Raw genomic sequence first — 26,725 nt, forward strand, 5'->3', positions numbered from 1 at the left:
ATGACGCAGACCATCACGGTCATCCGAGGCGACGGTATCGGCCCGGAAATCATGGACGCCACCTTGCACGTGCTCGACGCGATGGACGTCGGGTTGCAGTACGAATTCGCCGACGCCGGCCTGGTCGCGCTGGAGAAGACCGGCGAGCTGCTGCCGGCGGCGACCATGGACTCGATCCGCAAGAACCGGGTGGCGCTGAAGAGCCCGCTGACCACCCCGGTCGGTGGCGGCTTCTCCTCGATCAACGTGGAGTTGCGCAAGCGTTTCGACCTGTACGCCAACGTGCGCCCGGCCAAGTCGTTCCCGAACACCAAGTCGCGCTTCCCGACCGGGGTCGACCTGATCACCGTGCGCGAGAACACCGAGGGCGCCTACAGCGCCGAGGGCCAGGCGGTGTCGGAGGACGGCGAGACCGCCACGTCCATCACCAAGACCACCCGCCGCGGCTCCGAGCGCATCGTCCGCTACGCCTTCGAGCTGGCCCGCAAGACCGGCCGCAAGAAGGTCACCGTGGTGCACAAGGCCAACATCCTGAAGTCGACCTCGGGCCTGTTCCTGAAGACCGCGCGCGTGGTCGCGGCCGAGTACCCGGACATCGAGTGCGACGAGATGATCGTCGACAACACCTGCATGCAGCTGGTGATGCGCCCGGAGCAGTTCGACGTGATCGTCACCACCAACCTGTTCGGCGACATCATTTCCGACCTGTGCGCCGGCCTGATCGGCGGCCTGGGGCTGACCCCGGGGGCCAACATCGGCACCGACGCGGCGATGTTCGAAGCCGTGCACGGCACCGCGCCGGACATCGCCGGGCAGGGCAAGGCCAACCCGTGCGCGCTGCTGTCGGCGGCCGCGCAGATGCTCGACCACCTCGGCATGGCCGACAAGGCGACCCGCCTGCGCGACGCGATCGTCGCCACGCTGGAGGCCAAGGACAACCTGACCCCCGACCTGGGCGGGCAGGGCAACACCATGGGCTTCGCCAAGGCGATCGCCAGCCGGGTCTGAGGCAGCGACCAGGTGTGTGCCGACGGGGCGCCAATGGCGCCCCGTTTTCTTTGGCGTCCCGCGGTCCGGCGAGGGCGCCTACGGCCTGGCCGCCGTTCGACTGTAGGAGCGACGTAAGTCGCGAACTTCCGGTCCGGTCGCGGTGATGCACGGTTTCGCCGGGAGCCCAGGTGGTTGTGGATGTCCCGGTCCCGATTGCGCTCGCTTTCGCGACTTACGTCGCTCCTACAGGGGGGGCTTTGGCGGGTTGCAGTGTTTCGCCGGCGTGCTCGACAGCGGCCTTGCGTCCCGGCACAATCGCGCTCTTATTTCCTTTCATCCGAATAAAGCGATGAACAGCACGAATCCCCCGGGTTCCAGCCCCCGTCCCAGCGCCATCGCGCTGACACCGCTGCTGCTGTTCCTGCTGCTGTTCTTCGGCGCCGGGCTGTACTTCACCGCGCAAGGCGAGGCGATGGGCTTCTACCAGCTGCGCGCGCCGGTCGCGATCCTGCCGGCGCTGGCGCTCGGCGCGTGGCTGGCCTGGCGGCGCGGGATCAAGCCGGTCGAGACCCTGCTGCAGGGCATGGGCCACAGCAACGTCATGTTGATGGTGCTGGTGTTCCTGCTGGCCGGCGCCTTCGCGACCGTGACCAAGGCGATCGGCGCGGTCGACGCGGTGGTCGCGCTCGGCCTGGGCGCGTTGCCGCCGGCGCTGATCCTGCCGGGCCTGTTTCTGGTCGCGAGCTTCGTGTCGCTGTCGATCGGCACCTCGATGGGCACGATCGCCGCGGTGGTGCCGATCTCGATCGGCCTGGCCGACGCCGCCGGGCTCGACACGGCGCTGGTGCTCGGCGCGGTGGTCGGCGGGGCGATGTTCGGCGACAACCTGTCGATCATTTCCGACACCACCATCGCCGCGACCCGCAGCCAGGGCTGCCGGATGAACGAGAAGTTCCGCGAGAACTTCAAGATCGCGCTGCCGGCGGCGCTGGCGACCGTCGTGCTGCTGGCGGTGCTCGGCGATGCCGCCCCGGTTGTCGCCCCGGAAGCGGCCTCGGCGTGGCTGGTGCTGCCGTACCTGGTCGTGCTGGTGCTGGCGCTGCTGGGCCTGGACGTGGTGCTGGTGCTCGGGCTGGGCCTGCTGGTGGCCGGCGCCTTCGGCTATGTGCTGGCCGATGGCTACGACGTGATCAGTTTCGCCAGCGACATCTACGCCGGTTTCGAGAGCATGGTCGAGATCACCCTGCTGTCGATCCTGATCGGCGGACTGGCCGCGTTGATCAAGGCCAATGGCGGCCTAGACTGGCTGGCCGCGACGATCGCGAAGTTCGCCCGTGGGCATGGCGGCCGCCGCGCCGGCGAGATCAGCATCGCCGCGCTGGCCGCCGGCGGTGACGCACTGACCGCCAACAACACCGTCGCGATCCTGGTCGGCGGCGACCTCGCCCGCGACATCGCCCGGCGCCACGGCGTGACCCCGCGCCGCGCCGCCAGCGTGCTCGACATCTTCTCGTGCGTGGTCCAGGGCGTGCTGCCCTACGGCGCGCAGATCCTGCTGGCCGGTTCGCTGGCCGGGCTGTCGCCGCTGTTGATCGCCGGCAAGGTCTGGTACTGCTGGCTGCTGGCGCTGGTCGCCATCGGCTTCATGCTGTGGCCGACGCGCGCGTCGCGGGTGGCCGAAGCCGGGCCGAGCGTCGCCGGGCGCCCATGAAAAAAGGGCGCCGAAGCGCCCCTTTTCAGGTTCCGGCGAACCCGCGCCTCAGCGTGACTGCAGCTTCGACAGCAGCCGCAGGAACTCGATGTACAGCCACACCAGGGTGACGATAAGGCCGAACGCGCCGTACCACTCCATGTACTTGGGCGCGCCTTTCTCGACGCCGGTTTCGATGAAGTCGAAGTCCAGCACCAGGTTAAGCGCCGCGACCACCACCACCACCAGGCTGAAGCCGATCCCGACCAGCCCCGACTCGTGGATCATCGGGATGTCGATGCCGAAGAAGCCCAGCACCATGCTCGCCAGGTAGACCAGGAAGATGCCGCCGGTCGCCGCCGCCACGCCCATCTTGAAGTTCTCGGTCGCCTTGATCAGGCCCGAGCGGTAGCAGAACAGCATCGCGAACAGGGTGCCGAAGGTCAGCAGCACCGCCTGCATGACGATGCCTTCGTACATGTGGTTGTACATCGCCGAGATCGCGCCCAGGAACAGGCCCTCGACCACCGCGTACAGCGGCGCGCTGACCGGCGCCCACTGCTTCTTGAAGATCGTCACCAGCGCCAGCACCAGTCCGCCGATCGCGCCGCCCCACACGTACGGGCCGGCGCCGACGATCCCGGCCGGGGTCGACACCTGGCTCCACGCGAACGCCGCGCTGAACACGCACATCAGCAACAGCATTCCGGTCTTGTTGACCGTGCCGTTGAGGGTCATGACGTTGCCGTCGTCGCGCACGATGGCGCCGCTGCCGAGGTCGAGGAAGGTCGACTCCTTGAGAGCCGGGTTGCCGCTGCGGATCATGGGATTCCCCTGGGGATCTTGGATGGTGTCTGCTGGCGAGCATACACGGGGCGGATGTCCGCGCTCGAATTCGTTGACACCGGGCCGGCACGCGCCCAAAATGGCCGGCCTTTCGCGGCACTGGCGTGCAACGGAGGCCCGGATCGGGGCATAGCGCAGTCTGGTAGCGCATCTGGTTTGGGACCAGAGGGTCGGGGGTTCGAATCCCTCTGCCCCGACCACCTAGCGGCGCCGGTAAGATGTTTGCAGGCGCCCGTAGCTCAACCGGATAGAGCACCGGCCTTCTAAGCCGGTGGTTGCAGGTTCGAGTCCTGCCGGGCGCGCCAGTCGATGCGATAATGCTTCAACGTTGTTGTGGTTGTCCGTGGTGGATGTAGCTCAGCTGGTTAGAGCACCGGATTGTGATTCCGGGGGTCGCGGGTTCGAATCCCGTCTTCCACCCCACTTGCAGTTCAGCGCAAGTGTTGATTCCAGGCAGGGACTTCCTGCTACAATTCACCGCTTAGCGGGCCGTTAGCTCAGTTGGTAGAGCAGTTGACTCTTAATCAATAGGTCCAAGGTTCGAATCCTTGACGGCCCACCAAATCGGAAAAGCACCTGGTTCGCGCCAGGTGCTTTTTTCTTTGGCGGAAGCATCCCGGGGCATGGCGGACGGCAGGCCGGCGGCCTAGAATCGCCCCGCGCCGGACGCGTATGGCCGGGCATCGCGAAAGTGGCGGAATTGGTAGACGCCCTGGCTTTAGGTGCCAGTGCCGCAAGGCGTGCGGGTTCGAGTCCCGCCTTTCGCACCAACCCGGGCAGGCAATGGGCGGTCGGGCAGTCCAGGCGAGCGGTCGCGAGTGGCGCCCTGTCCGCCGGGTGGTTTTGCTTTTGCCGGCTCCATCGCACAGCCGCTTCGCACAACTGGCGGCCGCGCCCGGAATCAGCCAAACTATTGCGTTCCGCGCGGATGCGGGGTGGCCGCGTGGCCCGCCGGGTCCCATCGAAAATTCGTTCATCAAATCATCGTGCCGCGGTCGTCCGCCGCGGTTGCAGGAGTGGATATGCCAGCCTTGGAACAGCCCGTGTCGGTCGAGTCGATCGGTAACCTCGAACGCCGCATGACCTTCAGCCTCCCGGCCGAGCGCCTTGAGAGCCAGGTTGGCGGCCGCCTGCGCGAGATCGCGAAGGGCGCCAAGATCAAGGGCTTCCGCCCCGGCAAGGTGCCGGCCAAGGTGATCGAACAGCGTTTCGGCCAGCAGGTCCGCGCCGAGGTGCTCGATGGCCTGCTGCGCGAGAGCTTCGGCACGGCGGTGCGCGAGAACGAGCTGCAGATCGCCGGCAACCCGAAGATCGAGCCGGCCACCGAGGGCGAGAACCTCGCCTACGTCGCAACCTTCGAGATCGTGCCGGACTTCGGCGAGATCGACGTGTCCACGCTGAAGGTGATCCGCCACACCGCCGAGGTGAAGGACGAGGACATCGACGCGATGGTCGAGAACCTGCGCCTGCAGCGCCGGACCTGGAACCCCGTCGAGCGTGGTGCACAGGCTGGTGATGCCGTCGAGCTGGAAACCTATTCGACCGTCGATGGCGAGCGCCTGCCGGCCGAGGGTGCCGAACGCGGCGCCACCGTGATCGGTTCGGCCGCGATGTTCCCGGCGATCGAGTCGGCGCTGGTCGGCCTCAAGGCGGGCGAGGACAAGGACACCGAGGTCGAGTTCCCGGCCGAATGGCGCGTGCCGCAGTTCGCGGGCAAGAAGGTCATGGTCAACGTCAAGGCGACCAAGGTGTCCGAGCCGGTCCTGCCGGAGGTCGATGCCGCCTTCATCAAGAGCTTCGGCATCAAGAGCGGTGACGCCGAGCAGTTCCGCAACGACATCCGCAGCAACCTGCAGCGCGAGCTCAAGGGTGCGCTGATGGCGCGCCTGCGCCGCGAGGTCGGCGAGCAGCTGATCGCGACCTATTCCAGCGTCGAGATGCCGGCCCGGCTGGTCGAGAACGAGGCCCGCGACATGGCCAACAACGCCGCCGAGCAGGCCCGTCGCCAGGGTCGCAAGGTCGACGTGCCGGCCCATGAGCAGTTCCTCGATGTCGCCCGCAAGCGCGTGCTGGTCGGCCTGCTGGTCGGCGAGGTCGCGCGCCGCAACGAGCTCAAGCTCGATCCCAAGCGCGTCAACGAGACCCTGCAGCTGATCGCCTCGACCTACGAGGAGCCGCAGCAGGTGATCGACCTGTACCGCCAGGACCAGCAACTGATGCAGGGCCTGCAGGGCCGGGTGATGGAGGAGCAGGTGATCGACTGGATCGCCGAGCGCGCCCAGCACACCGAACAGGCGATGTCGTTCAGCGACGCCATCCGGCAGTAAGCGGCAAGTGGCCCGCCGGTTCCGGCGAGCCGGGCGCCTCTTGTGATGGCACCGGGGCGGCCGCATGTCGGGTGTTCCGGGCCGAAGCCCCAAAACGTCATTCAACAGGTGCCGCCCAGATGGACAACCGAACCCAAGCCCTGAACCTCGTGCCGATGGTGGTCGAGCAGACCAGCCGCGGCGAGCGCGCGTACGACATCTACTCGCGCCTGTTGAAGGAGCGGGTGATCTTCCTGGTCGGTCCGGTCGACGACCACGTGGCCAACGTGATCGTCGCGCAGATGCTGTTCCTTGAGGCGGAGAACCCCGAGAAGGACATCAGCCTGTACATCAACTCGCCCGGCGGCGTGGTCACCGCCGGCATGGCGATCTACGACACCATGCAGTACATCAAGCCCGACGTGAGCACGATCTGCGTCGGCCAGGCCGCCTCGATGGGCGCGCTGCTGCTGGCCGCCGGCGCCAAGGGCAAGCGCTACGCGCTGCCGAACTCGCGGGTGATGATCCACCAGCCGCTGGGTGGCTTCCAGGGCCAGGCCAGCGACATCGAGATCCACGCCCGCGAGATCCTGGCGCTGAAGCAGAAGCTCAACGAGGTGCTGGCCAAGCACACCGGCCAGGCGCTGGAGACGATCGCCCGCGACACCGAGCGCGACAACTTCAAGAGCGCCGAGGCCGCCCGCGACTACGGCCTGGTCGACCAGGTGCTGGAGCGGCGTCCGGACGAGTCGATCCAGGCGGGGTAGGCGCGCAGCGGACCGGCACCGAGGCCGGCCGGCTCCGGGCACGTTCAACACTTTGATTCATAAGGGATTGCAGTGCCCGGAACGGCCTCCGGGCCGCCCGCTACCCTGTGTTATTCTCGGATCGCAACACCAACGGGCCCGCCGCGCGGCGCAGGCCCGGCAAATGAACCTTCAGGCATACGCATGACCGACGACCGACAGGGCCGCAGCACCGGCGACAGCACCAAGATCTTGTACTGCTCGTTCTGCGGCAAGAGCCAGCACGAGGTCCGCAAGCTGATCGCCGGCCCCAGCGTGTTCATTTGCGATGAGTGCGTCGAGCTGTGCAACGACATCATCCGCGAGGAACTCGAGGAGAAGGCGCAGTCGGCACGCAGCCACCTGCCCAAGCCGAAGGAAATACTGGAAGTCCTCAACCAGTACGTGATCGGCCAGGCCCGCGCCAAGCGCACGCTCGCGGTCGCGGTGTACAATCACTACAAGCGCATCGAGAGCCGGCAGAAGAACGACGACGTCGAGCTGGCCAAGTCCAACATCCTGCTGGTCGGCCCGACCGGCTCGGGCAAGACGCTGCTGGCCGAGACGCTGGCGCGCATGCTCAACGTGCCGTTCACGATGGCCGATGCAACGACGCTGACCGAGGCCGGCTACGTCGGCGAGGACGTCGAGAACATCATCCAGAAGCTGCTGCAGAAGTGCGACTACGACGTCGACAAGGCGCAGCAGGGCATCGTCTACATCGACGAGATCGACAAGATCTCGCGCAAGTCCGACAACCCGTCGATCACCCGCGACGTGTCGGGCGAGGGCGTGCAGCAGGCTTTGCTCAAGCTGATCGAGGGCACCGTTGCCAGCGTGCCGCCGCAGGGCGGGCGCAAGCACCCGCAGCAGGAGTTCCTGCAGGTCGACACCCGCAACATCCTGTTCATCGTCGGCGGTGCGTTCGCCGGCTTGGACAAGATCATCCAGCAGCGCAGCACCGAGGCCGGCGGCATTGGCTTCGGCGCCAAGGTCAAGAGTTCCGAGCGCAAGACCGAGATCGGCAAGGTGCTGGCCGAGGTGGAGCCGGAGGACCTGATCAAGTTCGGCCTGATCCCGGAGTTCGTCGGCCGCCTGCCGGTGGTCGCGACCCTGGAGGAGCTGGACGAGGCCGCGCTGGTGACGATCCTGACCGAGCCGAAGAACGCGATCACCAAGCAGTTCAGGAAGCTGTTCGACATGGAAGGCGTGGAGCTGGAGTTCCGCCCCGACGCGCTGGTCGCGATCGCCCGCAAGGCGCTCAAGCGCAAGACCGGCGCGCGCGGGCTGCGCACGATCGTCGAATCGGTGCTGCTCGACACCATGTACGAGCTGCCGTCGCTGGAGAACGTCAGCAAGGTGGTGGTCGACGAGTCGGTGATCGACCACAAGACCGAGCCGTACCTGATCTACCAGACCCCGCCGGCCGCCGCGCCGCAGAAGGCCGCTTCGGGCGACTGAAACGCCCGATCCGCCGGATTCGCTCCCGACAGCCGCTTGCAGCCGCAAGCGGCTGTTTTCATTGACGAATACCCGTCCCGAAGACAGCGGGACGCACGCGTTGCTTGCATCCTCGCGCGCCGGCCCCCATAACCGTGGCCAAGGCCCCGGCAAAGCCGGCGCTTGCCCATTTCCGGCCCGGCGCCCCCGCGTGCCCGGCCACCTGATCGTCCCGGAGCCACCCATGACCGAATCCCTCGATCGCGACCCCGTCGGGCGCGAAACGTCCGACCTTCCCGTGCTCCCGCTGCGCGACGTGGTGGTCTTCCCGCACATGGTGATTCCGCTGTTCGTCGGCCGCGACAAGTCGATCCGCGCGCTCTACCAGGCGATGGAGTCCGACAAGCGGATCCTGCTGGTGGCGCAGAAGACCGCCGAGACCGACGACCCGGCCGGCGACGACCTGTACGAGGTCGGCACCCTGGCGCACGTGCTGCAGTTGCTGAAGCTGCCGGACGGCACCATCAAGGTGCTGGTCGAGGGCGTGTCGCGGGTGCGGGTCGGCGCGATCGTCGAGCGCGACGGGGCGCTGGCCGGCCATGCCGAAGCGGTCGAGCCGGTGGTCGACCGCGAGGAGCGCGAACTGGAGGCGATCACCCGCTCGCTGATGAGCCTGTTCGAGCAGTACGTCAAGACCAACCGCAAGCTGCCGCCGGAGCTGATGCAGACCCTGTCGGGTATCGACGAGCCGGGCCGCCTCGCCGACACCATCGCCGCGCACCTGGGCGTACGCCTCGGCGACAAGCAGAAGTTGCTGGAAACCGACGGCATTGGTGCCCGGCTGGAGCAGCTCGTCGGCCTCGTCGACGGCGAAATCGACGTCCAGCAGCTGGAAAAACGCATCCGCGGCCGGGTCAAGGGCCAGATGGAGAAGAGCCAGCGCGAGTACTACCTCAACGAGCAGATGAAGGCGATCCAGAAGGAGCTGGGCGAGATCGACGACGCGCCCAACGACATCGAGGAGCTGACCCGCCGGATCGCCGCGGCCGGCATGCCCAAGCCGGTCGAGGCCAAGGCCAAGTCCGAACTCAACAAGCTCAAGCAGATGTCGCCGATGTCGGCCGAGGCCGCGGTGGTGCGCAACTACCTGGACTGGTTGCTGGGCGTGCCGTGGAAGAAGCGCAGCAAGGTCCGCAAGGACCTCAAGGCCGCGCAGGACGTGCTCGACGCCGACCACTTCGGGCTGGAAAAGGTCAAGGAGCGCATCCTCGAGTACCTCGCCGTGCAGACCCGGGTGAAGCAGATGAAGGGCGCGATCCTGTGCCTGGTCGGGCCGCCGGGCGTGGGCAAGACCTCGCTGGGCCAGTCGATCGCCAAGGCGACCAACCGCAAGTTCGTGCGGATGTCGCTGGGTGGCGTGCGCGACGAAGCCGAGATCCGCGGCCACCGTCGCACCTACGTCGGCTCGATGCCGGGCCGGATCGTGCAGAACCTCAACAAGACCGGCACCCGCAACCCGCTGTTCATGCTCGACGAGATCGACAAGATGTCGATGGACTTCCGCGGCGACCCGTCGTCGGCGCTGCTGGAGGTGCTCGACCCCGAGCAGAACCACGCCTTCAACGACCATTACCTGGAAGTCGACCTGGACCTCAGCGAGGTGATGTTCGTGGCGACGTCCAACTCGCTCAACATCCCGGGCCCGTTGCTCGACCGCATGGAAGTGATCCGCCTCCCGGGCTACACCGAGGACGAGAAGGTCAACATCGCGATGCGCTACCTGCTGCCCAAGCAGGTCAAGGCCAACGGCCTGAAGCCCGACGAGTTGAAGCTGGCCGAGGCCGCGGTGCGCGACATCGTCCGCTATTACACCCGCGAGTCCGGCGTGCGCAACCTCGAGCGCGAGATTTCCAAGATCTGCCGCAAGGTGGTGAAGGAGGTGGCGCTGGCCGGTCCGCAGAAGAAGGCGAAAACCACCACCGTCAATTCCAGGAACCTCGACAAGTACCTGGGCGTACGGCGCTTCGACTTCGGCCGCGCCGAGGAGCAGAACGAGATCGGCCTGGTCACCGGCCTGGCCTGGACCGAGGTCGGCGGCGAACTGCTGCAGGTCGAGACCACCCTGGTGCCGGGCAAGGGTCAGCTGATGCTGACCGGCCAGTTGGGCGACGTCATGAAGGAGTCGGCATCCGCCGCGTTGTCGGTGGTGCGCGCGCGTACCGAACGGCTCGGGATCGACCTGGACTTCCTGCAGAAGCAGGACGTGCACGTGCATGTGCCCGAGGGCGCGACGCCGAAGGACGGCCCCAGCGCCGGCATCGCGATGGCCACCGCACTGGTGTCGACCCTGACCCGCAACCCGGTGAAGGCCGAGGTCGCGATGACCGGCGAGATCACCCTGCGTGGCCGCGTGCTGCCGATCGGCGGCCTGAAGGAGAAGCTGCTGGCGGCGCTGCGCGGCGGCATCACCACGGTCGTGATCCCGGAGGAGAACAAGAAGGATCTGGCCGACCTGCCCAAGAGCGTGACGCAGGGGCTCACGATCGTCACCGCCAAATGGATCGACGAAGTACTCGATGTTGCGTTGGAGCGGCCACTGACCCCGATGCCCGCCTCGGGTGGCGGCGTGCTGCCGGTTCACGAGAAAAACGAACCCGCTTCCCGGACCGGCGTCAAGCACTAACCGGCATGATCCGACGCAAAACGCACAAATCGGCTGAAACCCGCGTCATTGCTACGTTTCCGGCTTGCACCCCCAAAATGCCGCTGGTATAACAACTGGCAACCGCACCGCAGTGGCGCCCATGTCCTGCGGTGCGGCAAGGTCGGTCGAAGGCTCGCCGTGCGCGGGGGGCGCTTCGATTCTCAGAACAATGCGGGCCAATCCGCACAGGGAGTCCAAACGAATGAACAAGGCTGATTTTGTTGCCAGCGTCGCCGACGCCGCAGAGCTGTCCAAGACCGACGCCGCCAACGCGGTAGACGCGATGGTCAGCGTCATCACCAAGGCCCTCAAGAAGGGTGACACGGTGACGCTGGTCGGCTTCGGCACCTTCCAGGTCCGCAAGCGCGCCGCTCGCCAGGGTCGCAACCCCAAGACCGGCGAGGCCATCAAGATCAAGGCTTCGAAGAATCCGGCGTTCAAGGCTGGCAAAGCCCTGAAGGACGCTGTAAACTAAGCAGCTTGCCCGCCGGTGCTGAACATCGCATCGGTACTGTACCCAAGGGTGCTTAGCTCAGTGGTAGAGCGTCTCCTTTACACGGAGAGGGTCGGGGGTTCGAAACCCTCAGCACCCACCAGGCACCGGTCGGGGCAGTCGCGGGACAGTTTCAAAGTGCGGAGTGGTAGTTCAGTTGGTTAGAATGCTGGCCTGTCACGCCGGAGGTCGCGGGTTCGAGTCCCGTCCACTCCGCCAGTTGTAACCAAGGACGCCGGAGATACGCTCTCCCGGCGTCCTTGCTTTTAGTGAAGGCAGTGGTTTTTTGCGTGGCATGTCCGCGCGCCGCTGCCGGCAGTTGCAAGAGCGCGGAGTGGTAGTTCAGTTGGTTAGAATGCTGGCCTGTCACGCCGGAGGTCGCGGGTTCGAGTCCCGTCCACTCCGCCAGTCTTGATGTCGAACGCCGGGAGAGCCGATCTCCCGGCGTTTTTTTTGCGGCCTGCCATTTGCGGGTCCGGGTTCCGTGCCAAGGGACTGGCCGTGGCCAACGCGCTAGACTGTGCGGCTTCCGCCTTTCGACGCGACTGGACCATGCTGCAGAAACTCCGCGAAAAGACCTCCGGCTGGATCGCCACGGTGATCCTCGGCCTGCTGATCATTCCCTTTGCGTTCTTCGGGCTCGAGCAGTACATGGGCCAGCGCAGCAACACCACCGTCGCCTCGCTCGAGGCGCCGCCGACCTGGTGGAGCTCGGCGCCTTCGTTCTGGCCGGTGTCGGTGTTCTGGCGCCACGAGGAGATCACGGTCGACGAGTTCCGCCAGAGCTTCGAGCAGGCGCGTCAGCAGCAGCGCGCCATGCAGGGCGACGCGTTCGACGCGCGGGCATTCGAGAGTGTCGAGAGCAAGCGTGCGGTGCTCGACACGCTGATCGACCAGAAGGTCCAGGCGATGGCCGCCGACCAGGCTGGCGTGCGCGTCAGCGACGCGATGGTGCGTGACGCGATCCAGGCGATCCCGGCGTTCCAGGTCGACGGCAAGTTCGACCTGCAGCGCTACCAGCTGGCGTTGGCCTCGCAGGTACCGGCACAGACCCCGGCGCAGTTCGACCAGCTCGTGCGCGAGGGGCTGCAGCAGTCCCTGATGGCGAGTACGGTGGCCGGCAGCAACTTCATCACCTCCGGCGAAATGGACCGTCTGGTCCGGCTGATGGGCGAGCGCCGCGATGTCAGCCTGCTGGTGGTGCCGCCGGCCGAAGCCGATGCCGCGGCTGTCAGCGACGCCGAGGTCCAGGCCTGGTACACCGCGCACGAATCCGATTACCGCGCGCCCGAAAGCGTGGCCATCGAGTACATCGAACTCGATGCCAACACCATGCCGGCACCGCCCGCGCCCGACGAGGCGACGCTGCGCGCGCGCTACGAGCAGGAAAAGGCGCGCTACACCGAAGAGTCGCAGCGGCTGGCTTCGCACATCCAGGTCACGGTGGAGGAGGGCGCCGACGAAGCGGCCTGGCAGGCCGCCGAAGCCGAGGCGCGCCAGCTGGCCACCCAGGCCCGCGCCGAGGGTGTCGATTTTGCCGCGCTCGCCGCGGCCAACAGTGACGACGCCGGCTCCAGTGCCAGTGGCGGCGACCTTGGCTGGATCAGCAAGGAGATGATGCCGGGGCCGTTCTCCGACGCGCTGTTCGCGATGGAGCCCGGCCACGTCAGCGACCCGGTCCGGACCGATTTCGGCTGGCACGTCATCCAGCTGCGCGAAGTCCGCGCCGGCGAGCAGGAGCCGTTCGAGCAGGTCCGCGATGCACTGGCCGCCGAGCAGGTCCAAGCCGACCGCGAGCGCGCCTTCAGCGAAGCGTCGAGCGCCGTGGTGGATGCGGTGTTGCAGAACCCCGGTGCGCTGGCGCCGGCCGCGGCAGCGGTGGGTGCGAGCGTACAGGAACTCGGTCCGTTCTCGCGCGAGGCAACCGAAGGACTCGCGGCGAACCCGGCGATCAAGCGCGCGGCGTTCTCCGAGGCGCTGGTCCAGGACGGCACGGTCAGCGACCCGATCGAGATTGCGCCTGGTCACAATGCATGGATTCGCGTGACCGACCACATGCCCGAACGCGCGCAGCCGCTGGCCGAGGTCCGCGACGACGTGGTCGCGGCGATCCGTGCCGACCGTACCCGCAAGGCCGCCATCGAGCGTGCCGACGCATTGCTGGCGGAGGTGGTCGGCGGCAAGACCCTCGCGGAAGTCGCCACCGCCGCGTCGCTGCCGGCGCCACAGTCCGTGCCAGGCGTGCCGCGTGGCGCCCCGCTGGTGGATCCGTCGGTATCGGAGGCGATCTTCGTTGCCGCGGTGCCCGCCGAGGGCAAGGTGACCCCGGGACGCAAGGTCCTGGACGACGGGACGACCGTGCTGTTCACCGTCGACAAGGTGGTACCGGGCGATGCCGCCGAACTGCCGCCGCAGCAGGTCCAGCAGTTGCAGCAGCAACTGGCGCAGATCGCCGGTGCGGACGAAGCGGCCGCACTGGTCGCGGCGATGCGCAAGGACATCAAGGTCGAGGTCGTCGAACAGAACCTCTGAACAATGAAAAGCCCGGCTTCGAGCCGGGCTTTTTTCTGGCGACGGAGTTTCCCGAATGGCCGGGGTTACTCCTCGCTGCCGAGTCCGGTCATCCCGAGGATGTTGTAGCCGGCATCGACGTAGGTCACCTCGCCGGTGACGCCGGCGGCCAGGTCCGAGCACAGGAACGCGGCGACGCCGCCGACATCCTCGATGGTCACGGTGCGGCGCAGCGGTGCGTTCTCCTCGACATGGCCGAGGATCTTGCGGAACCCGGCGATGCCGGCCGCGGCCAGGGTCTTGATCGGGCCGGCCGAAACCGCGTTGACGCGGATGCCTTCGGGGCCGAGGTTGTAGGCGAGGTAGCGCACGGTCGCCTCGAGGCTGGCCTTGGCCACGCCCATGACGTTGTAGCCCTCCAGCGCGCGCTCGGCGCCGAGGTAGGACAGGGTCAGGATCGAACCGTTGCGCCCGGCCATCGCCGGCCGCGCGGCCTTTGCCAGCGCCGCCAGCGAGTAGGCCGAGATGTCGTGCGCCATCGCGAAGTTCTCGCGGGTCAGGCCGTCGAGGAACTGGCCGGCGATCGCTTCACGCGGCGCGTAGGCGATCGCGTGCACCAGGATGTCGAAGCCGTCCCAGCGCTGGCCGAGCTGCTCGAAGCAGTTGGCGATGCTGCCGTCCTCGGCGACGTCCAGTGGCAACACGATGTCGCTGCCGTATGCGGTGGCGGCTTTCTCCACGCGCGATTTCAGCTTCTCGGTCTGGTAGGTGAACGCCAGTTCGGCGCCTTGTGCGTGCATCGCCTCGGCGATGCCGCTGGCGATCGAGCGCTCGCTGGCGATACCGGTGATCAATGCGCGCTTGCCTTGCAGGAAACCCATGGGTGCTCCTCGATGGTGGGTGCCGACCCGGGATCCGGTCGGCAAGCCGCTAGTGTACCTGCGCGCTAGTTGCCTCCGGCGGCCTCGCCCGTCGCCGGGGCCGCCTGGGCAGTGGCGTTTCCGGTCGGGGCGCTGGCCAGCGCAAGCAGTCGGGCCGGAGTCGCTCCGTGGCGGATGCGCCCGTCGGCGAATGCGGGATTGAGCCGGCGCAGGCGTTCGGCGTCCTGGTCGTTCGCCGCGGCCCAGGCCTCGATCCGATCGATCCCGGCTGGCACGGTCACCACTTCCAGCCGCGGCACCGGGCGGTCGAGCGCCTGCAGCCAGGGTTCGTCGTCTCCCGCGGCGGTCAGTACGCAGGCCAGCGCATGCAGCTTGCGCACGTAGGCCCGGGTGATGCCGGACAGCCCGGGCAATTCGGCCGGGCGCGCATCACGGGCGACCTGGCCGCCGCGCTTGAGGGCGCCGAGGATGCGGTACTCGCCGGCGTTGTAGGCCATCGCCGCAAGTCGCCAGTCGCCGGCGAACATGCCATGCAGGGTCTTGAGGTAACGCACCGCCGCGCGGGTGGAATCGACCGGCGACAGCCGCCCGTCATAGCCGTTGCGGATGGGCACGTCGTGGTCGCGCGCGGTGCGCTTTATCATCTGCCACAGCCCGGCGGGCCCGGCCGGGCTCCGGGCGGCGGGCTTGTAACCGCTCTCGACGAACGGGATCAACGCGTATTCGGTCGGCAGGCTGGACTTCCGCAGGTTGTCGACCACGTAACCGAACAGCGCCAGAGTATTGGCGTCGGCCTTCGCCAGCCGCTTGGGCGCGGCGGCGAAATGCTTGCTCCAGCGCGCGCTGACCTCCGGCCCGCAGGTCGGGGTGGCCAGGCCGTCGCGGAATTGCCGGTAGATTTCCTGGCCGTTGCGGGTGGTGATGCCGGATGCATCTGTGGGCGGTGTCCCGCCGGTGGCACCGGGCGCTGCTGCGATGGCTGGTGCCAGTGCGACCGCCAGCAGGATGCCCGAGGCGGCCGCAACCAGCCTGCCCGACGCCCGCGTCATGCGGTAAACCCGTCTTTCCAGCGCCGCAATTCGGCAAATACCTCGACCGGACCGTCCGGCTCGCGCCCCAGCCGTTGCGCAGCCGCGGCGATCACCGCCGGCTGGTCGCAACGCAGGAACGGGTTGCAGGCAAGCTCCTGCGCGATCGTGCTGGGCAGGGTGGGGCGTTCGGCCTGTCGCATTGCCTGGGCTTCCTCGGTACGGCGTTGCAGCGCCGGGTTATCGGGTTCGACCACGCGCGCGAATGCCGCGTTGGACAACGTGTACTCATGGCCACAGCAGACGCGGGTGGTGCCCGGCAACGCGGCCAGCCGGGATAGTGCCCCGTGCATTTGCGCCGCGCTACCCTCGAACAAGCGCCCGCAGCCGAGGCTGAACAGGGTGTCGCCGCAAAACAGCAGGCTTTCGCGGCCGTCAGCCAGGTGGAACGCGATGTGACTGGTGGTGTGACCCGGGACGGCGATCACATCGAATCCGTAACCCCCGGCGGTGAACCGCGCACCGTCGCCGACCCGGGTGGCCGCGCAGACGATCCGGTCGTCGTGCGGGGCGAATACCGGCAGTCCGGGCCAGTGCGCCTGCAGTTCCGCGGTGCCGCCGATGTGGTCGTTGTGGTGGTGGGTGAGCAGGATCGCGGTGGGACGGAAGCCCCCGGCCGTGGCGGCCTCCAGCACCGGGCCGGCCTGGCCGGGATCGACCACCACCGCACCGCCGTCGTCGTCGCGCAGCACCCAGATGTAGTTGTCGGACAGCGCGGGCAGGGCCAGCAGTTGCATCGGAACTCCTTGGGCCAGGGGACGGAGTGGCGCAGAATCAGGCCGCCATCGACCGTTTCGCGCACCGGGACCATGCTCGCGACCGCACCCCAGCGTCAAATCCAGCCATCGTCCGGCACACCCTTCGACTGGTTCGCGAGCGAAGCCGGGCAAGGCCTGCTGGCGACCGAAGCCGGGGCGGTGGCGCGGATACTGCGACGCTCGCCTCCCGGGCTGCCGTGGACCTGGCTCGGGGTGACCGCTGCCGAGCCGCCGCCGGCGGCGGGACGCGGCCTGCTGCTGCAGCGCGGGCAGCGGCACTGGGTCGGGGCCGTGCACTGCGGCCTGCCGCTACCGTTGGCAAGCGAAACCCTCGGTGCGGTGCTGCTGCAGCACGTGCTCGACGACGCATCCGACCCCGATGCATTGCTGGGCGAATGCGCCCGCGTGCTTGCCCCCGGCGGCACGCTCTGGCTCGCCGCGCTCAACCCGTGGACGCCGTACCGTTTTCGCTGGGCAGGCACCGGCCTGCGCGCACGCGACCCCGGGCATTGGCAAGCCGCGTTGCGCCGCGCCGGATTCTCCGGCAACTCGGTCAGCCTGCAATGGCTGGGGCCGCACTGGCGCGTGGGACACGGCGAAACCGGCATCGGCGCGACCGACCGCCTGCGCGCCGGGCTGGCGTTGACGGTCGGCAAGCGGGTGCGCGCGCCCATTCCGCCCGCCCGCTTGCGGCTGCGCTCGGCAATAATGGGCGGATGACCTCCGATTCCAGAAAGACCGTTGAAATCCACACCGATGGCGCCTGCCTCGGCAACCCCGGCCCCGGTGGCTGGGCCGCACTGCTGCGCTGCAAGGGCCGCGAGCGCGAAGTCGTCGGCGGCGAGGCCGACACCACCAACAACCGGATGGAACTGATGGCGGCGATCGCCGCGCTGGAGACCCTCAGCGAAGCCTGCGAGGTGGTCCTCCACACAGACTCCCAGTACGTGCGCCAGGGCATCACCCAATGGATGGCGAACTGGGTGCGGCGAGGCTGGAAGACCGCGGCCGGTGCCCCGGTCAAGAACCGCGACCTGTGGGAGCGCCTGCATGCCGCCGCCCAGCGTCACGTGATCGACTGGCGCTGGGTCAAGGGCCACTCCGGCAACCCCGACAACGAGCGCGTCGACGTGCTGGCGCGCGACGAGGCCATCAGGCTGCGTCGCTGACCGCGCGCCGCTTACACTGACCGCCATGCGCCAAGTCATCCTCGATACCGAAACCACCGGCCTGAGCTGGGAGCGCGGCAACCGCGTGGTCGAGATCGGCTGCGTCGAGTTCGTCGAGCGACGCCCGACCGGCCGCACCTTCCACCGCTACCTCAACCCGGACCGCGAGTTCGAGCAGGGCGCGCAGGAGGTCACCGGCCTGACCCTGGAGTTCCTTGCCGACAAGCCGCGCTTCGCCGAGGTGGTCGAGGAGTTCCTGGAGTTCATCGACGGCGCCGAGCTGGTGATCCACAACGCCGCGTTCGACGTCGGCTTCCTCGACAACGAGCTGCGCCTGGCCGGCGCCCAGCACGGCTGCCTGGCCGACCGCTGTGCGATCGAGGACTCGCTGCGGCTCGCCCGCGAACGCTATCCCGGCCAGCGCAACTCGCTGGACGCGCTGTGCAAGCGGCTCGGCGTGGACAACGCCCACCGCCAGTTGCACGGCGCATTGCTCGATGCCCAGTTGCTCGCCGAGGTCTACATCGGGCTGACTTCGGGGCAGGAGGAAATCGGGTTCGGCGCCCCGACGCCGGAGCCGGGCGCGGCTGCCGCGGTGGAATTCAAGGTCGACCCGAGCCGCCCGCGCCCGCGCGTGCTGGTTTCCGACGACGAGCGCGCCGCCCACGAGGCGCGGCTGGCCGGCCTGCGCAAGAAGGCCGGGCGCGCGCTGTGGGACGTGGCGGCCGAAGCCGATGAGGCAGTCCCGGCCTGAAAGCTAGTGGCTGCGTACCAGCACCACGGTGACGTTGTCCGAACCGCCACCGTCCAGCGCCGCGGCGACCAGGCTGTCGACGCATTCCTGCGCGCTGCAATCCTGGTGCCCCAGCACGCGGGCGATGCTGCGGTCGTCGACCTCCTCGGTCAGGCCGTCGCTGCATAGCAGCAACTGCATGCCGGGTTGCAACTCGCCGGTCATGGTCTCGACGTTGAGGTTGCGCGGGTCGGTCACGCCCAGGGCCTGGGTGACGACGTTGCGGTGCGGGTGGCTGCGCGCCTGCTCGTGGGTGATAGCGCCGTTGGCGATCAGCTCCTGCACGTAGCTGTGGTCCTGCGAGAGCTGGGCGAGCTGGCCGTCGCGCCACAGGTAGACGCGGCTGTCACCGACCCAGGCCACCTCGAAACGGTTGCCGTCGATGCGCGCGGCGACCACGGTAGTGCCCATCGGCAGGGCATCGTGGCGGCGGCGCGAGGTGCGGATGATCTCCTCGTCGGCGATCCGGATCGACTGCGCGAGCGGAGTGCCGTCGCGGACCTCGCGGACGATGGTCTCGCGGGCGAGCGCGCTGGCGACCTCGCCGTACTCGTGCCCGCCCATGCCGTCGGCCACCAGCCACAATCCCAGCTCGCTGTCGCCGTAGTAGCTGTCTTCGTTGAGCTCGCGACGCAGGCCGACGTGGGTCAGGTGTCCGAATTCGATCATGGGTCGGTCATGCCGGTCGCGTTGTCGGGCTCTTCTGACGGAATAACGGAATCATCGGGGCGTGGCGGCCGCGAGGCAAGACGATCCCTGTCCGGACGGTGTCGATGGAGGCACCGGAAGGCAGGCAGGGGAGGTGGGCAGGGCGTCATGCCCATCAGGCGAAGGCGGCCGGCAATTACGGCCGCCCAAGAAAAAGGGCTGCAAGCAGCCCGTTTCCTGGAACATTGGCGGAGAGGGGGGGATTCGAACCCCCGGTACGCTATTAACGTACGCCTGATTTCGAATCAGGTACATTCAACCGCTCTGCCACCTCTCCGGGTGCAGTCGAGCCGGAAATGATACGGGTCGATCGCCGCCGCGACAAGATCTTTCGTGCCGGCGGTACACTGTCCGCCTCTCTTTCTCGATGGCGGCGTCATGTCGGAAATCCTGGTCCCCGTGTCCTTCGGCGAATTGCTCGACAAGATCGCGATCCTGCAGATCAAGTCCGAGCGCATGAGCGATCCGGCCAAGCTGGCCAATGTCCGCAACGAACTGTCGGCGCTGGAGAAGACCTGGATGGGGCATCCGGCCGCCAATACCGACATCGTGCGCCTGCGCGCGGACCTCAAGGCGGTCAACGAGCGCCTGTGGGACATCGAGGACGACATCCGGGTCAAGGAGAAGGCCCAGGCCTTCGACGAGGGCTTCATCAAACTGGCCCGCAGCGTCTACTTCCAGAACGACGAGCGCGCCCGCCTGAAGCGCGAGATCAATGCCGCGCTGGGTTCGGCCTACGTCGAGGAAAAGTCGTACGAGGATTACGGCTCCGCGGGCGCGCCCTGAGCAGGCCCGCCGCGGCCTAGGTCGCCAGCGCGTAGGCGGCGACCACGAACGCCAGCGCGGCGGCCGTCGCCGCCACCAGTGACAGCCGGTTGGCGCGTTCCAGTTTTCGCTCCAGTTCGCCGGACGCCTGCTGCAGCGCGGTCAGCGTCTGCTGCATTTCCGCGGCGAGCACCCGCACCGATTCGGCGTTCTGTGCGGCCGCGTCCTGCAGCTCGGCGATCTGTCGCGGTACCAGGTCCGGGGCCTTTTCCTCGCCCCTGCTGCGGGTGAAGATCGGCTTGGCCATCTGGATGATGTCGGGCAGGAACGGCGCGACCGCGGTGAACCAGGCTGCCATCGGTACCTCCTGAAAATATGTCGATCACGGAGCGTGGCGTGCAGCCTACGCTCCCACGTGTGGATGGTCGGTGCGATAGCGCTCGAACGCCGCGATGGCGTCGTCGACGCTGACCAGGTCCATCACGCCGTCATGCTCGATCTTGGTGCCCCACGCGATGTCCGCGGCGGGTTTGCCGAGGTACTTTCGCGCGGCGTCGTCATAGCGGTCGACGCAGTAGCGCCGGTCCGAATACGGCCCGCTGCGGGCCGGGTTGCTCGCCGCGTGCAGCCCCAGCACCCTGGTCCCCATGGCATTGGCGATGTGCATCGGACCGGAGTCCGGCGTCATGACCAATTGCGCGCGCTCCAGCAGCGCCGGCAGTTGCTTGAGCGTGTCCTTGCCGATCAGGTCCAGCGCCGGGCCACGCATCGCGGCGATGATCGCGTCGCCGGTCCGCCGCTCCAGTTCGCTGCGACCGCCGCACAGCACCACCCGCCAGCCGCGACCGATCGCGTGGTCGGCCACTTCGGCGTAGCGGTCGGCATGCCAGTTGCGCCGGACGTGGCTGGAGCAGGGCGAGACCATCAGCGTCGGCACGCCGTCGGCCGGCCATTGCGCGGCGGCCCATTCGCGTGCGTCCGCCGGAACCGGCAGGTCCCATACGACTTCGGTCTGGCGCAGGCCCAGCGGCTCGCAGAAGCTGCCGATCGCGTCGAGCACGTGGATGCCGGGACGGTCGGGGATGCGCCGGTTGACGAACAGCCCGTGGCCATCCTTCGAGCGCGCGCGGTCGTAGCCGACACGGATCCGCGCCGGGATGAAGGCCGACAGCACGTTCGCGCGCGCGGCGACCTGCATCTGCAACAGCGCGTCGAACGGCAGGTCGTGGTCCTGCCGCAAGCGGCGCCGCAACTCCAACATGCCGCGCAGGCCGGACTTCTTGTCGTACTCGATCAGCTCGACCCCCTGCAGGCCTTCGAGCAAACGTCGCTCGCCCTTGCCGATCACCCAGCTCAGGCGCGTGCCGGGCCATGCCGACCGCAGCGTGCGCACCAATGGCACGACATGGGTGACGTCGCCGAGCGCCGACAGCCGCAGCAGGCAGATCGAGGCGGGTGCGGAGGCGGATGCGTGCGTGGCGGTAATTGCTAGACTCCGGGCGATGACGGGGTATGACGCCACTGAGGGATTGACGCCGTTCCGCGACGCTGGCGGATACGGTGCGATTCTGTTCGACCTGACGCGGGTGCGGCAAGCGGATCCCGAATGGTTCTCGCCAGCATACTGGGACGGCAAGGCCCGTCCGGTCGAGAGCGGTGGACGCGGTGGCGCGTGGTTCGTGGATGCGCCGTTCGGGCAGGCGGTGTTGCGGCGCTACCTGCGCGGCGGCCTGGTGGCCCGCTTCAACCGGGACCGTTACCTGTGGCGCGGCGCCGACCACACCCGCAGTTTCGCCGAATTCCGCCTGACCCGCGCCGTCGCCGAAAAGGGCGTGCCGGTGCCGCGGCCGATCGCCGCCTGCTACCGGCGCGAAGGCCTGTACTACCGCGCCGCGATCCTGGTCGAGCGCCTGCCCGACGTGCGCACCCTGGCCGACCGCGCGATCGTGGCCGGTGACGGTGCGCCTTGGGAAGAGGCAGGCCGGCTGGTCGCGCGCGCGCATCGGGCCGGGCTCGACCATGCCGACCTCAACGCGCACAACCTGCTGTTCGACACGACCGGGCAGGGCTGGGTGATCGACCTGGATCGCGGACGGATGCATATCCCCGCGACCGGCTGGCGCGAGCGCAACCTCAAGCGACTCAAACGCTCGCTGTTGAAGTTGCGCGGCGAGCGCCGGGTCGAAGCGGTCGAGCGCGATTTCGCACGCCTTCGCGACACCTACGACCGCATCTGGGCACGGGGCTACTGACATGGGTTGGGCATTGCGGCTGAACGGTGTCGGCAACTCCTCGGCGGTCGAGCTGGGCTCGGCGATGGCCACCGTCGAGCGCGATGGCAAGCCATGGCTGACCATCGACTGCGGCGGCGAAGGCCTGACCGCCTACCTCGCGCAGTACGGCGAAATGCCACGGGCACTGTTCGTCACCCACACCCACCTCGACCATGTCGGGGGATTCGAGCGGCTGTTCGTCGGCAGCTACTTCAATGAAGAGCGGCGCGGCAGGGTGCGCCTGTACGTGCCGGCCAAGCTGGTGCCCTTGCTGCACCAGCGTGTCGGCGACTACCCCAATGCGCTGGCCGAGGGAGGCGCGAATTTCTGGGATGCGTTCCAGGTGATCCCGGTCGGCGAGGCGTTCTGGCATGACGGCGTGCGGCTGGAAGTGTTCCCGGCGCGGCACCACTGGCCCGGCACCGCATTCGGCCTGCGCCTGCGCGGCAGCCTGGTCTGGACCGGCGACACCCGGCCGATTCCGGAAGTGCTGGCGCGGTTCGCCGACGCCGGCGAGCTGGTCGCCCACGACTGCGCGCTGCACGGCAACCCGTCGCACAGCGGGATCGATGACCTGGAGCGCGAATACCCGCGCGAACTGCTCGACCGCTGCCTGCTCTACCACTACGCCAGCGCCGCCGACGGCGAGGCGCTGGCCGCGCGCGGCTACCGGATCGGCCGCCGCGGCGAGCGGGTCGAACTGGCCGACACCAGCGCCGCGCAGGTGCATCCGGACGACGCCCGGAAAGGCGATGACCCCGCCGGCTGACCTCGGCACCCGCGTCAGTCGATACCGTTGCTGCCTTCCGGCCCTGGCGGGGTTTTCGACCTAGCGTCGCGAGGGGCCGACGGGGCCACCACAGAGACTTGCTGACTTGCCGGCATTCCTGCCGGTAGAACTGGCGGAGAGAGGGGGATTCGAACCCCCGAAGCGCGGTTTAGACGCTTACACACTTTCCAGGCGTGCTCCTTCAACCACTCGGACACCTCTCCGCACTGAACACGGCGCCTGAACACGCAGGCCCCCGCGAACGGCATCGCGCCGCAGCGGGCCGCAAAGTCTAGCGGTGGCGGGGCCTGCCAGCAAGCGCGCCGAAGGACCGGCGGCCCGCGCCGGGTGCCATGGCACAATGCCCCGGAACCGGCCGCGCGACGCGAACCGTCGCGGCCGCCGACCCTGCCGGACTCCCCAAAGGTACCGATGTCCTACCTCGTCCTCGCCCGCAAATGGCGCCCCCGGCGCTTCGCCGAACTGGTCGGGCAGGAGCACGTCGTGCGCGCGCTGACCAACGCCCTCGACAGCGGACGCGTCCACCACGCCTTCCTGTTCACCGGCACCCGCGGCGTGGGCAAGACCACGATCGCGCGGATCTTCGCCAAGTCGCTCAACTGCGAGCGCGGCACCTCGGCGGAGCCCTGCGGCGAGTGCAACTCGTGTATGGACATCGACGCGGGCCGCTTCCTCGACCTGCTGGAGATCGACGCCGCTTCCAACACCGGCGTCGACGATGTCCGCGAGGTGATCGAGAACGCCCAGTACATGCCGTCGCGCGGGCGCATGAAGGTCTACCTGATCGACGAAGTGCACATGCTGTCGAAGGCGGCGTTCAATGCGCTGCTGAAGACCCTGGAGGAGCCGCCGGGACACGTGAAGTTCCTGCTGGCCACCACCGATCCGCAGAAGCTGCCGGTGACGGTGTTGTCGCGCTGCCTGCAGTTCAACCTCAAGCGGCTCGACGAAGCCCAGATCAGCGGACAGATCAACAGGATCCTCGACGCCGAGGGCATCGCGGTGGAGCCCGGCGCGGTGCGCCAGCTCAGCAAGGCCGCCGACGGCAGCCTGCGCGACGGCCTGTCGCTGCTGGACCAGGCGATCGCCTATACCGGTGGCGAGCTGACCGACGCCGCGGTCGCGACCATGCTCGGCAGCGTCGACCACACCCGCGTCGGCGCCCTGCTGGAGGCGTTGGCCGACGGCGATGGCGAGGCGCTGCTGGCCGAGGTCGCGGCGCTGGCCGAGTTCTCGCCCGACTGGGGCGGCGTGCTGGAGGCGTTGACCGAGGCACTGCACCGGATCCAGGTGCGGCAGCTGGTGCCGTCCGCGGCGGTCGAAAGCGACGGGGTCGATGTCGATGGCCTTGCGGGGCGGTTGCGGCCGGAACTGGTGCAACTGTGGTACCAGATGGCATTGCACGGCCGCCGCGACCTGCCGCTGGCGCCCAGCCCGCGCGCCGGGTTCGAGATGAGCGTGTTGCGGATGCTGGCGTTCCGTCCGGCGGGCGAGGGCGGCGAGCCGCGGCCAGTGCCCGCCACGCGACGGTCCGGGGCGTCGACGCCAGCCGGTCCGGCTCCGGTGGCGCGCGCGGAGAATGACAATCCGGCGCCCGTTGCCCCGGCTTCGACGGGTGCGATCGATACTGCCTCAGCCGAGCCAGCCGAACCCGCCATTGCGGTGCAGGCGGATGAAGTTGCGACAACCGCCACGGCGAGCCACCGCGTGGCCGAACCGGGCGTCCGCGAAACCGCATTCCCGGAACAGAACAGGATGGTTCCGCAGGATGACAGCGTGTCGCTCGCGCCGGCGCCCGGATTGGCGGACGGCGCCATCGTCGACGCCGAGGGCTGGCTCGACTGGCTCACACGCTGCGAGCTCAGGGGGCCTGCGCGGGTCCTGGCCGAGCATGCGGGTTTCATCCGCAGCGGCGACGGCACCCTCGCGCTGGCCCTGGCCGAAGGCGACGAGCTGCTGAACAAGCCGGCGCTGGTCAACGAGATCGCCCAAGCCTTGGCGCCGCTGTTCGGCGCGCCGCCGAGGGTCCAGTTCGAACTGTCGGATCGCCCCGCCGAATCGCTGCGCCGCCGCACCGAACGCGTGCGCGACGAGCGCCAGGTCGCCGCCGAGCAGGCGTTCATGGACGACCCCGAGGTGCAGCGCCTGATCCAGCAGCACGGCGCCCGGGTGGTGCCGGATTCGATCCGTCCCTTCCACGACGCGTGACGGACCCGGGGTCTTGAACCACGGCCCCATCGCCATCATCCACATGACAATGCCGCCGTCGTCCGAGACGGCACCCATTCCGTCCCAGCCAACGAGTAAAACGACATGCGCGGAAACATCGCCCAACTCATGCAGCAAGCGCAGAAGATGCAGGAAAACGTGCAGCGCGCGCAGGAAGAACTGGCCAACATCGAGGCCACCGGCAACGCAGGTGGCGGCATGGTCAACGTGACCATGACCGGCCGCATGGAGTGCCGCAAGGTGCGGATCGACCCCAGCGTGCTGGCCGACCCGGAAATGGCCGAGGACCTCATCGCCGCGGCGATCAACGACGCGGTCAACAAGATCAACGTCGCCTCGCAGGAGAAGATGGGCGCGGCCACCGCGGGCATGCAGTTGCCGCCCGGGATGAAGATGCCGTTCTGACCGGCGCCGTCGCCCGATGACCTCGCCGCTGCTCGAACAGCTGATCGAAGCCTTCCGGGTGCTGCCCGGCGTCGGCCAGAAATCCGCCCAGCGCATGGCCTACCACGTGCTCGAACGCCAACGCGATGGTGGCCGGCGGCTGGCCGATGCATTGGCGGCTGCGGTCGAGAAGGTCGGCCATTGCAGCCGCTGCCGCGACTTCAGCGAGGACGAGGTCTGCGCGACCTGTGCCAGCGCCGCGCGCGATGTGCAGCAGCTGTGCGTGGTCGAAAGCCCGGTCGACCGCCTGGCGATCGAGCAGGCCACCGGCTACCGCGGCCTGTATTACGTGCTGCAGGGCCGGCTGAGCCCCCTCGACGGCATCGGCCCGAACGAACTCGGGCTGGACCGGCTCGACGCGCGGCTGGCCGAGGGCGAAGTGTCGGAGATGATCATCGCGACCAATCCGACCGTCGAAGGCGAGGCCACCGCGCATTACCTCGGACAGCTGGCCCGCAGGCACCGGGTACGCCCGAGCCGCCTGACCCACGGCGTGCCGCTCGGCGGCGAGCTCGAATACGTAGACCGCGGCACCCTGTCGCACGCGTTCGGCAGCCGCAGCGAAATGCCGTAGTGGTTTCTGTAGGAGCGACGTAAGTCGCGATTCCACGGCGAAACGAATATCAGTGAAATCGCGACTTACGTCGCTCCTACATCAGCTGCGTCCCACCACGGAGAGCTTATGACCGACACCATCTTCGACAAGATCATCCGGCGCGAGATCCCGGCCGACATCGTGTACGAGGACGAGCACCTGATCGCGTTCCGCGACATCGCCCCGCAGGCGCCGGTGCACGTGCTGTTCGTGCCGAAGACGCCGATTGCCACGCTCAACGACCTCGCCCCGGAACAGGCCGCGACCGTCGGCCGGCTGGCCTACGCGGCCGCGCAATACGCCAGGAACGAAGGCTTCGCCGAGGACGGCTACCGGGTGGTGATGAACTGCAACGAGCACGGCGGCCAGACGGTGTTCCAGATCCATCTGCACCTGCTGGCCGGGGCGCCGCTGGGACGGTTCGGCACGCCGAAGTGACGCAGGCTCCGCCGCAAAAGAAAACGCCC

General features: G+C 68.2%; 25 protein-coding genes, 10 tRNA genes and 1 other RNA gene. 26 read left to right on the top strand and 10 right to left on the bottom strand.

Annotated features, from left to right (window positions below):
- Positions 1–1,008 (top strand): isocitrate dehydrogenase, encoded by a 1,008-nt coding sequence (locus tag ACT9AS_RS06170; RefSeq protein WP_445099258.1) that lies wholly within the window; start codon positions 1–3, stop codon positions 1,006–1,008.
- 331 nt (positions 1,009–1,339) lie between these two features.
- A complete protein-coding gene (locus tag ACT9AS_RS06175; RefSeq protein WP_445099259.1) occupies positions 1,340–2,701 on the top strand; it encodes a Na+/H+ antiporter NhaC family protein in 1,362 nt (453 codons plus the stop codon).
- A gap of 48 nt (positions 2,702–2,749) precedes the next feature.
- Here ACT9AS_RS06175 and ACT9AS_RS06180 read toward each other — a convergent pair whose 3' ends face one another.
- On the bottom strand, positions 2,750–3,505 hold the full coding sequence (locus ACT9AS_RS06180; protein WP_445099260.1) for a Bax inhibitor-1/YccA family membrane protein: 756 nt from the start codon (positions 3,503–3,505) through the stop codon (positions 2,750–2,752).
- Positions 3,506–3,649: 144 nt separating this feature from the next.
- Between ACT9AS_RS06180 and ACT9AS_RS06185 the strand changes: the two genes are divergently transcribed.
- From ACT9AS_RS06185 to ACT9AS_RS06250, 14 genes are all read left to right on the top strand, one after another.
- Positions 3,650–3,726 (top strand) — tRNA-Pro (locus tag ACT9AS_RS06185).
- Between the two features lie 28 nt (positions 3,727–3,754).
- Positions 3,755–3,831, top strand: a tRNA-Arg gene (locus tag ACT9AS_RS06190).
- Positions 3,832–3,872: 41 nt separating this feature from the next.
- Positions 3,873–3,949, top strand: a tRNA-His gene (locus ACT9AS_RS06195).
- Positions 3,950–4,012: 63 nt separating this feature from the next.
- Positions 4,013–4,088 (top strand) — tRNA-Lys (locus tag ACT9AS_RS06200).
- 123 nt (positions 4,089–4,211) lie between these two features.
- Positions 4,212–4,296, top strand: a tRNA-Leu gene (locus ACT9AS_RS06205).
- 252 nt (positions 4,297–4,548) lie between these two features.
- A complete protein-coding gene (gene tig, locus ACT9AS_RS06210; RefSeq protein ID WP_445099261.1) occupies positions 4,549–5,853 on the top strand; it encodes a trigger factor in 1,305 nt (434 codons plus the stop codon).
- A gap of 119 nt (positions 5,854–5,972) precedes the next feature.
- Positions 5,973–6,599: an ATP-dependent Clp endopeptidase proteolytic subunit ClpP gene (clpP, locus tag ACT9AS_RS06215; RefSeq protein WP_445099262.1), complete on the top strand. Its 627-nt coding sequence runs from the start codon at positions 5,973–5,975 to the stop codon at positions 6,597–6,599.
- A gap of 183 nt (positions 6,600–6,782) precedes the next feature.
- Positions 6,783–8,078, top strand: coding sequence for an ATP-dependent Clp protease ATP-binding subunit ClpX (gene clpX, locus ACT9AS_RS06220; RefSeq protein ID WP_445099263.1), 1,296 nt, complete (start codon positions 6,783–6,785; stop codon positions 8,076–8,078).
- A gap of 223 nt (positions 8,079–8,301) precedes the next feature.
- Positions 8,302–10,740 carry an endopeptidase La gene (lon, locus tag ACT9AS_RS06225; RefSeq protein ID WP_445099264.1) on the top strand — a complete coding sequence of 813 codons (2,439 nt, stop codon included), beginning with the start codon at positions 8,302–8,304 and terminating at the stop codon, positions 10,738–10,740.
- A gap of 223 nt (positions 10,741–10,963) precedes the next feature.
- Entirely contained in the window at positions 10,964–11,236 is a 273-nt protein-coding gene (locus ACT9AS_RS06230; RefSeq protein WP_445099265.1) for an HU family DNA-binding protein, read from the top strand.
- A 46-nt stretch (positions 11,237–11,282) separates the two neighbouring features.
- Positions 11,283–11,357: transfer RNA gene (locus tag ACT9AS_RS06235), tRNA-Val, on the top strand.
- Between the two features lie 39 nt (positions 11,358–11,396).
- Positions 11,397–11,473: transfer RNA gene (locus tag ACT9AS_RS06240), tRNA-Asp, on the top strand.
- Between the two features lie 112 nt (positions 11,474–11,585).
- Positions 11,586–11,662 (top strand) — tRNA-Asp (locus ACT9AS_RS06245).
- 144 nt (positions 11,663–11,806) lie between these two features.
- The gene (locus ACT9AS_RS06250; RefSeq protein ID WP_445099266.1) at positions 11,807–13,786 is read left to right on the top strand and encodes a SurA N-terminal domain-containing protein; all 1,980 of its coding nucleotides are present in this window, start codon (positions 11,807–11,809) and stop codon (positions 13,784–13,786) included.
- A 65-nt stretch (positions 13,787–13,851) separates the two neighbouring features.
- Here the strand turns inward: ACT9AS_RS06250 and ACT9AS_RS06255 are convergent, their stop codons facing one another.
- The 3 genes from ACT9AS_RS06255 to gloB form a co-directional block, all read right to left on the bottom strand.
- Entirely contained in the window at positions 13,852–14,646 is a 795-nt protein-coding gene (locus tag ACT9AS_RS06255; protein ID WP_445099267.1) for an SDR family oxidoreductase, read from the bottom strand.
- Positions 14,647–14,711: 65 nt separating this feature from the next.
- Positions 14,712–15,695: a transglycosylase SLT domain-containing protein gene (locus ACT9AS_RS06260; protein ID WP_445099268.1), complete on the bottom strand. Its 984-nt coding sequence runs from the start codon at positions 15,693–15,695 to the stop codon at positions 14,712–14,714.
- A complete protein-coding gene (gene gloB, locus ACT9AS_RS06265) occupies positions 15,692–16,471 on the bottom strand; it encodes a hydroxyacylglutathione hydrolase (protein ID WP_445099269.1) in 780 nt (259 codons plus the stop codon). Before gloB ends, ACT9AS_RS06260 begins: the two co-directional genes overlap by 4 nt.
- A gap of 72 nt (positions 16,472–16,543) precedes the next feature.
- Here gloB and ACT9AS_RS06270 point away from each other — a divergent pair, with 72 nt between their 5' ends.
- The 3 genes from ACT9AS_RS06270 to dnaQ are packed head-to-tail and all read left to right on the top strand — an operon-like array spanning position 16,544 to position 18,415.
- Positions 16,544–17,212, top strand: a complete 669-nt coding sequence (locus ACT9AS_RS06270) for a methyltransferase domain-containing protein (RefSeq protein WP_445099270.1) — start codon at positions 16,544–16,546, stop codon at positions 17,210–17,212.
- Complete coding sequence (gene rnhA / locus ACT9AS_RS06275; protein WP_445099271.1) at positions 17,209–17,661, top strand: ribonuclease HI; 453 nt, start codon at positions 17,209–17,211, stop codon at positions 17,659–17,661. Before ACT9AS_RS06270 ends, rnhA begins: the two co-directional genes overlap by 4 nt.
- 25 nt (positions 17,662–17,686) lie before the next feature.
- Positions 17,687–18,415 carry a DNA polymerase III subunit epsilon gene (dnaQ, locus tag ACT9AS_RS06280; RefSeq protein WP_445099272.1) on the top strand — a complete coding sequence of 243 codons (729 nt, stop codon included), beginning with the start codon at positions 17,687–17,689 and terminating at the stop codon, positions 18,413–18,415.
- A 3-nt stretch (positions 18,416–18,418) separates the two neighbouring features.
- Here the strand turns inward: dnaQ and ACT9AS_RS06285 are convergent, their stop codons facing one another.
- Together ACT9AS_RS06285 and ACT9AS_RS06290 are read right to left on the bottom strand one after the other, a co-directional pair.
- Complete coding sequence (locus ACT9AS_RS06285; protein WP_445099273.1) at positions 18,419–19,123, bottom strand: protein phosphatase 2C domain-containing protein; 705 nt, start codon at positions 19,121–19,123, stop codon at positions 18,419–18,421.
- Positions 19,124–19,348: 225 nt separating this feature from the next.
- A tRNA-Ser gene (locus tag ACT9AS_RS06290) sits at positions 19,349–19,439 on the bottom strand.
- Positions 19,440–19,540: 101 nt separating this feature from the next.
- Here ACT9AS_RS06290 and ACT9AS_RS06295 point away from each other — a divergent pair.
- Positions 19,541–19,948 (top strand): DUF6165 family protein, encoded by a 408-nt coding sequence (locus ACT9AS_RS06295; RefSeq protein ID WP_445099274.1) that lies wholly within the window; start codon positions 19,541–19,543, stop codon positions 19,946–19,948.
- 16 nt (positions 19,949–19,964) lie between these two features.
- On the opposite strand, the gene ACT9AS_RS06300 is transcribed toward ACT9AS_RS06295, so the two are convergent.
- On the bottom strand, positions 19,965–20,285 hold the full coding sequence (locus ACT9AS_RS06300) for a hypothetical protein (RefSeq protein ID WP_445099275.1): 321 nt from the start codon (positions 20,283–20,285) through the stop codon (positions 19,965–19,967).
- 45 nt (positions 20,286–20,330) lie between these two features.
- The gene (locus ACT9AS_RS06305; RefSeq protein WP_445099777.1) at positions 20,331–21,374 is read right to left on the bottom strand and encodes a glycosyltransferase family 9 protein; all 1,044 of its coding nucleotides are present in this window, start codon (positions 21,372–21,374) and stop codon (positions 20,331–20,333) included.
- A gap of 55 nt (positions 21,375–21,429) precedes the next feature.
- On the opposite strand from ACT9AS_RS06305, the gene ACT9AS_RS06310 reads away from it, so the two are divergent.
- Both ACT9AS_RS06310 and ACT9AS_RS06315 read left to right on the top strand, forming a co-directional pair.
- Complete coding sequence (locus ACT9AS_RS06310) at positions 21,430–22,179, top strand: 3-deoxy-D-manno-octulosonic acid kinase (protein WP_445099276.1); 750 nt, start codon at positions 21,430–21,432, stop codon at positions 22,177–22,179.
- Position 22,180: 1 nt separating this feature from the next.
- Entirely contained in the window at positions 22,181–22,969 is a 789-nt protein-coding gene (locus ACT9AS_RS06315; protein ID WP_445099277.1) for an MBL fold metallo-hydrolase, read from the top strand.
- On the opposite strand, the gene ffs is transcribed toward ACT9AS_RS06315, so the two are convergent.
- Together ffs and ACT9AS_RS06325 are read right to left on the bottom strand one after the other, a co-directional pair.
- Positions 22,956–23,052: signal recognition particle sRNA small type (gene ffs, locus ACT9AS_RS06320), an RNA gene on the bottom strand. The genes ACT9AS_RS06315 and ffs overlap by 14 nt on opposite strands.
- A 48-nt stretch (positions 23,053–23,100) precedes the next feature.
- Positions 23,101–23,193: transfer RNA gene (locus tag ACT9AS_RS06325), tRNA-Ser, on the bottom strand.
- A 208-nt stretch (positions 23,194–23,401) separates the two neighbouring features.
- Here ACT9AS_RS06325 and dnaX point away from each other — a divergent pair.
- The 4 genes from dnaX to ACT9AS_RS06345 all read left to right on the top strand — a co-directional run bounded on the left by dnaX (position 23,402) and on the right by ACT9AS_RS06345 (position 26,696).
- On the top strand, positions 23,402–25,198 hold the full coding sequence (dnaX, locus tag ACT9AS_RS06330; RefSeq protein WP_445099278.1) for a DNA polymerase III subunit gamma/tau: 1,797 nt from the start codon (positions 23,402–23,404) through the stop codon (positions 25,196–25,198).
- A 105-nt stretch (positions 25,199–25,303) separates the two neighbouring features.
- The gene (locus ACT9AS_RS06335; protein ID WP_445099279.1) at positions 25,304–25,624 is read left to right on the top strand and encodes a YbaB/EbfC family nucleoid-associated protein; all 321 of its coding nucleotides are present in this window, start codon (positions 25,304–25,306) and stop codon (positions 25,622–25,624) included.
- A 16-nt stretch (positions 25,625–25,640) separates the two neighbouring features.
- Complete coding sequence (gene recR, locus ACT9AS_RS06340; RefSeq protein ID WP_445099280.1) at positions 25,641–26,237, top strand: recombination mediator RecR; 597 nt, start codon at positions 25,641–25,643, stop codon at positions 26,235–26,237.
- Between the two features lie 108 nt (positions 26,238–26,345).
- Complete coding sequence (locus tag ACT9AS_RS06345) at positions 26,346–26,696, top strand: HIT domain-containing protein (protein ID WP_445099281.1); 351 nt, start codon at positions 26,346–26,348, stop codon at positions 26,694–26,696.
- Positions 26,697–26,725 lie beyond the last annotated feature (29 nt).

Source organism: Lysobacter sp. F60174L2, assembly GCF_052547135.1.

Coding starts and splice junctions, on each gene's coding strand:
- clpP (WP_445099262.1), top strand. CDS start 5,973: ATGGACAACCGAACCCAAGCCCTGAACCTCGTGCCGATGGTGGTCGAG.
- ACT9AS_RS06300 (WP_445099275.1), bottom strand. CDS start 20,285: ATGGCAGCCTGGTTCACCGCGGTCGCGCCGTTCCTGCCCGACATCATC.
- ACT9AS_RS06230 (WP_445099265.1), top strand. CDS start 10,964: ATGAACAAGGCTGATTTTGTTGCCAGCGTCGCCGACGCCGCAGAGCTG.
- dnaX (WP_445099278.1), top strand. CDS start 23,402: ATGTCCTACCTCGTCCTCGCCCGCAAATGGCGCCCCCGGCGCTTCGCC.
- ACT9AS_RS06260 (WP_445099268.1), bottom strand. CDS start 15,695: ATGACGCGGGCGTCGGGCAGGCTGGTTGCGGCCGCCTCGGGCATCCTG.
- rnhA (WP_445099271.1), top strand. CDS start 17,209: ATGACCTCCGATTCCAGAAAGACCGTTGAAATCCACACCGATGGCGCC.
- ACT9AS_RS06285 (WP_445099273.1), bottom strand. CDS start 19,123: ATGATCGAATTCGGACACCTGACCCACGTCGGCCTGCGTCGCGAGCTC.
- tig (WP_445099261.1), top strand. CDS start 4,549: ATGCCAGCCTTGGAACAGCCCGTGTCGGTCGAGTCGATCGGTAACCTC.
- ACT9AS_RS06315 (WP_445099277.1), top strand. CDS start 22,181: ATGGGTTGGGCATTGCGGCTGAACGGTGTCGGCAACTCCTCGGCGGTC.
- ACT9AS_RS06250 (WP_445099266.1), top strand. CDS start 11,807: ATGCTGCAGAAACTCCGCGAAAAGACCTCCGGCTGGATCGCCACGGTG.
- ACT9AS_RS06170 (WP_445099258.1), top strand. CDS start 1: ATGACGCAGACCATCACGGTCATCCGAGGCGACGGTATCGGCCCGGAA.
- ACT9AS_RS06270 (WP_445099270.1), top strand. CDS start 16,544: ATGCTCGCGACCGCACCCCAGCGTCAAATCCAGCCATCGTCCGGCACA.
- gloB (WP_445099269.1), bottom strand. CDS start 16,471: ATGCAACTGCTGGCCCTGCCCGCGCTGTCCGACAACTACATCTGGGTG.
- ACT9AS_RS06255 (WP_445099267.1), bottom strand. CDS start 14,646: ATGGGTTTCCTGCAAGGCAAGCGCGCATTGATCACCGGTATCGCCAGC.
- lon (WP_445099264.1), top strand. CDS start 8,302: ATGACCGAATCCCTCGATCGCGACCCCGTCGGGCGCGAAACGTCCGAC.
- ACT9AS_RS06310 (WP_445099276.1), top strand. CDS start 21,430: ATGACGGGGTATGACGCCACTGAGGGATTGACGCCGTTCCGCGACGCT.
- recR (WP_445099280.1), top strand. CDS start 25,641: ATGACCTCGCCGCTGCTCGAACAGCTGATCGAAGCCTTCCGGGTGCTG.
- ACT9AS_RS06335 (WP_445099279.1), top strand. CDS start 25,304: ATGCGCGGAAACATCGCCCAACTCATGCAGCAAGCGCAGAAGATGCAG.
- dnaQ (WP_445099272.1), top strand. CDS start 17,687: ATGCGCCAAGTCATCCTCGATACCGAAACCACCGGCCTGAGCTGGGAG.
- clpX (WP_445099263.1), top strand. CDS start 6,783: ATGACCGACGACCGACAGGGCCGCAGCACCGGCGACAGCACCAAGATC.
- ACT9AS_RS06295 (WP_445099274.1), top strand. CDS start 19,541: ATGTCGGAAATCCTGGTCCCCGTGTCCTTCGGCGAATTGCTCGACAAG.
- ACT9AS_RS06175 (WP_445099259.1), top strand. CDS start 1,340: ATGAACAGCACGAATCCCCCGGGTTCCAGCCCCCGTCCCAGCGCCATC.
- ACT9AS_RS06180 (WP_445099260.1), bottom strand. CDS start 3,505: ATGATCCGCAGCGGCAACCCGGCTCTCAAGGAGTCGACCTTCCTCGAC.
- ACT9AS_RS06345 (WP_445099281.1), top strand. CDS start 26,346: ATGACCGACACCATCTTCGACAAGATCATCCGGCGCGAGATCCCGGCC.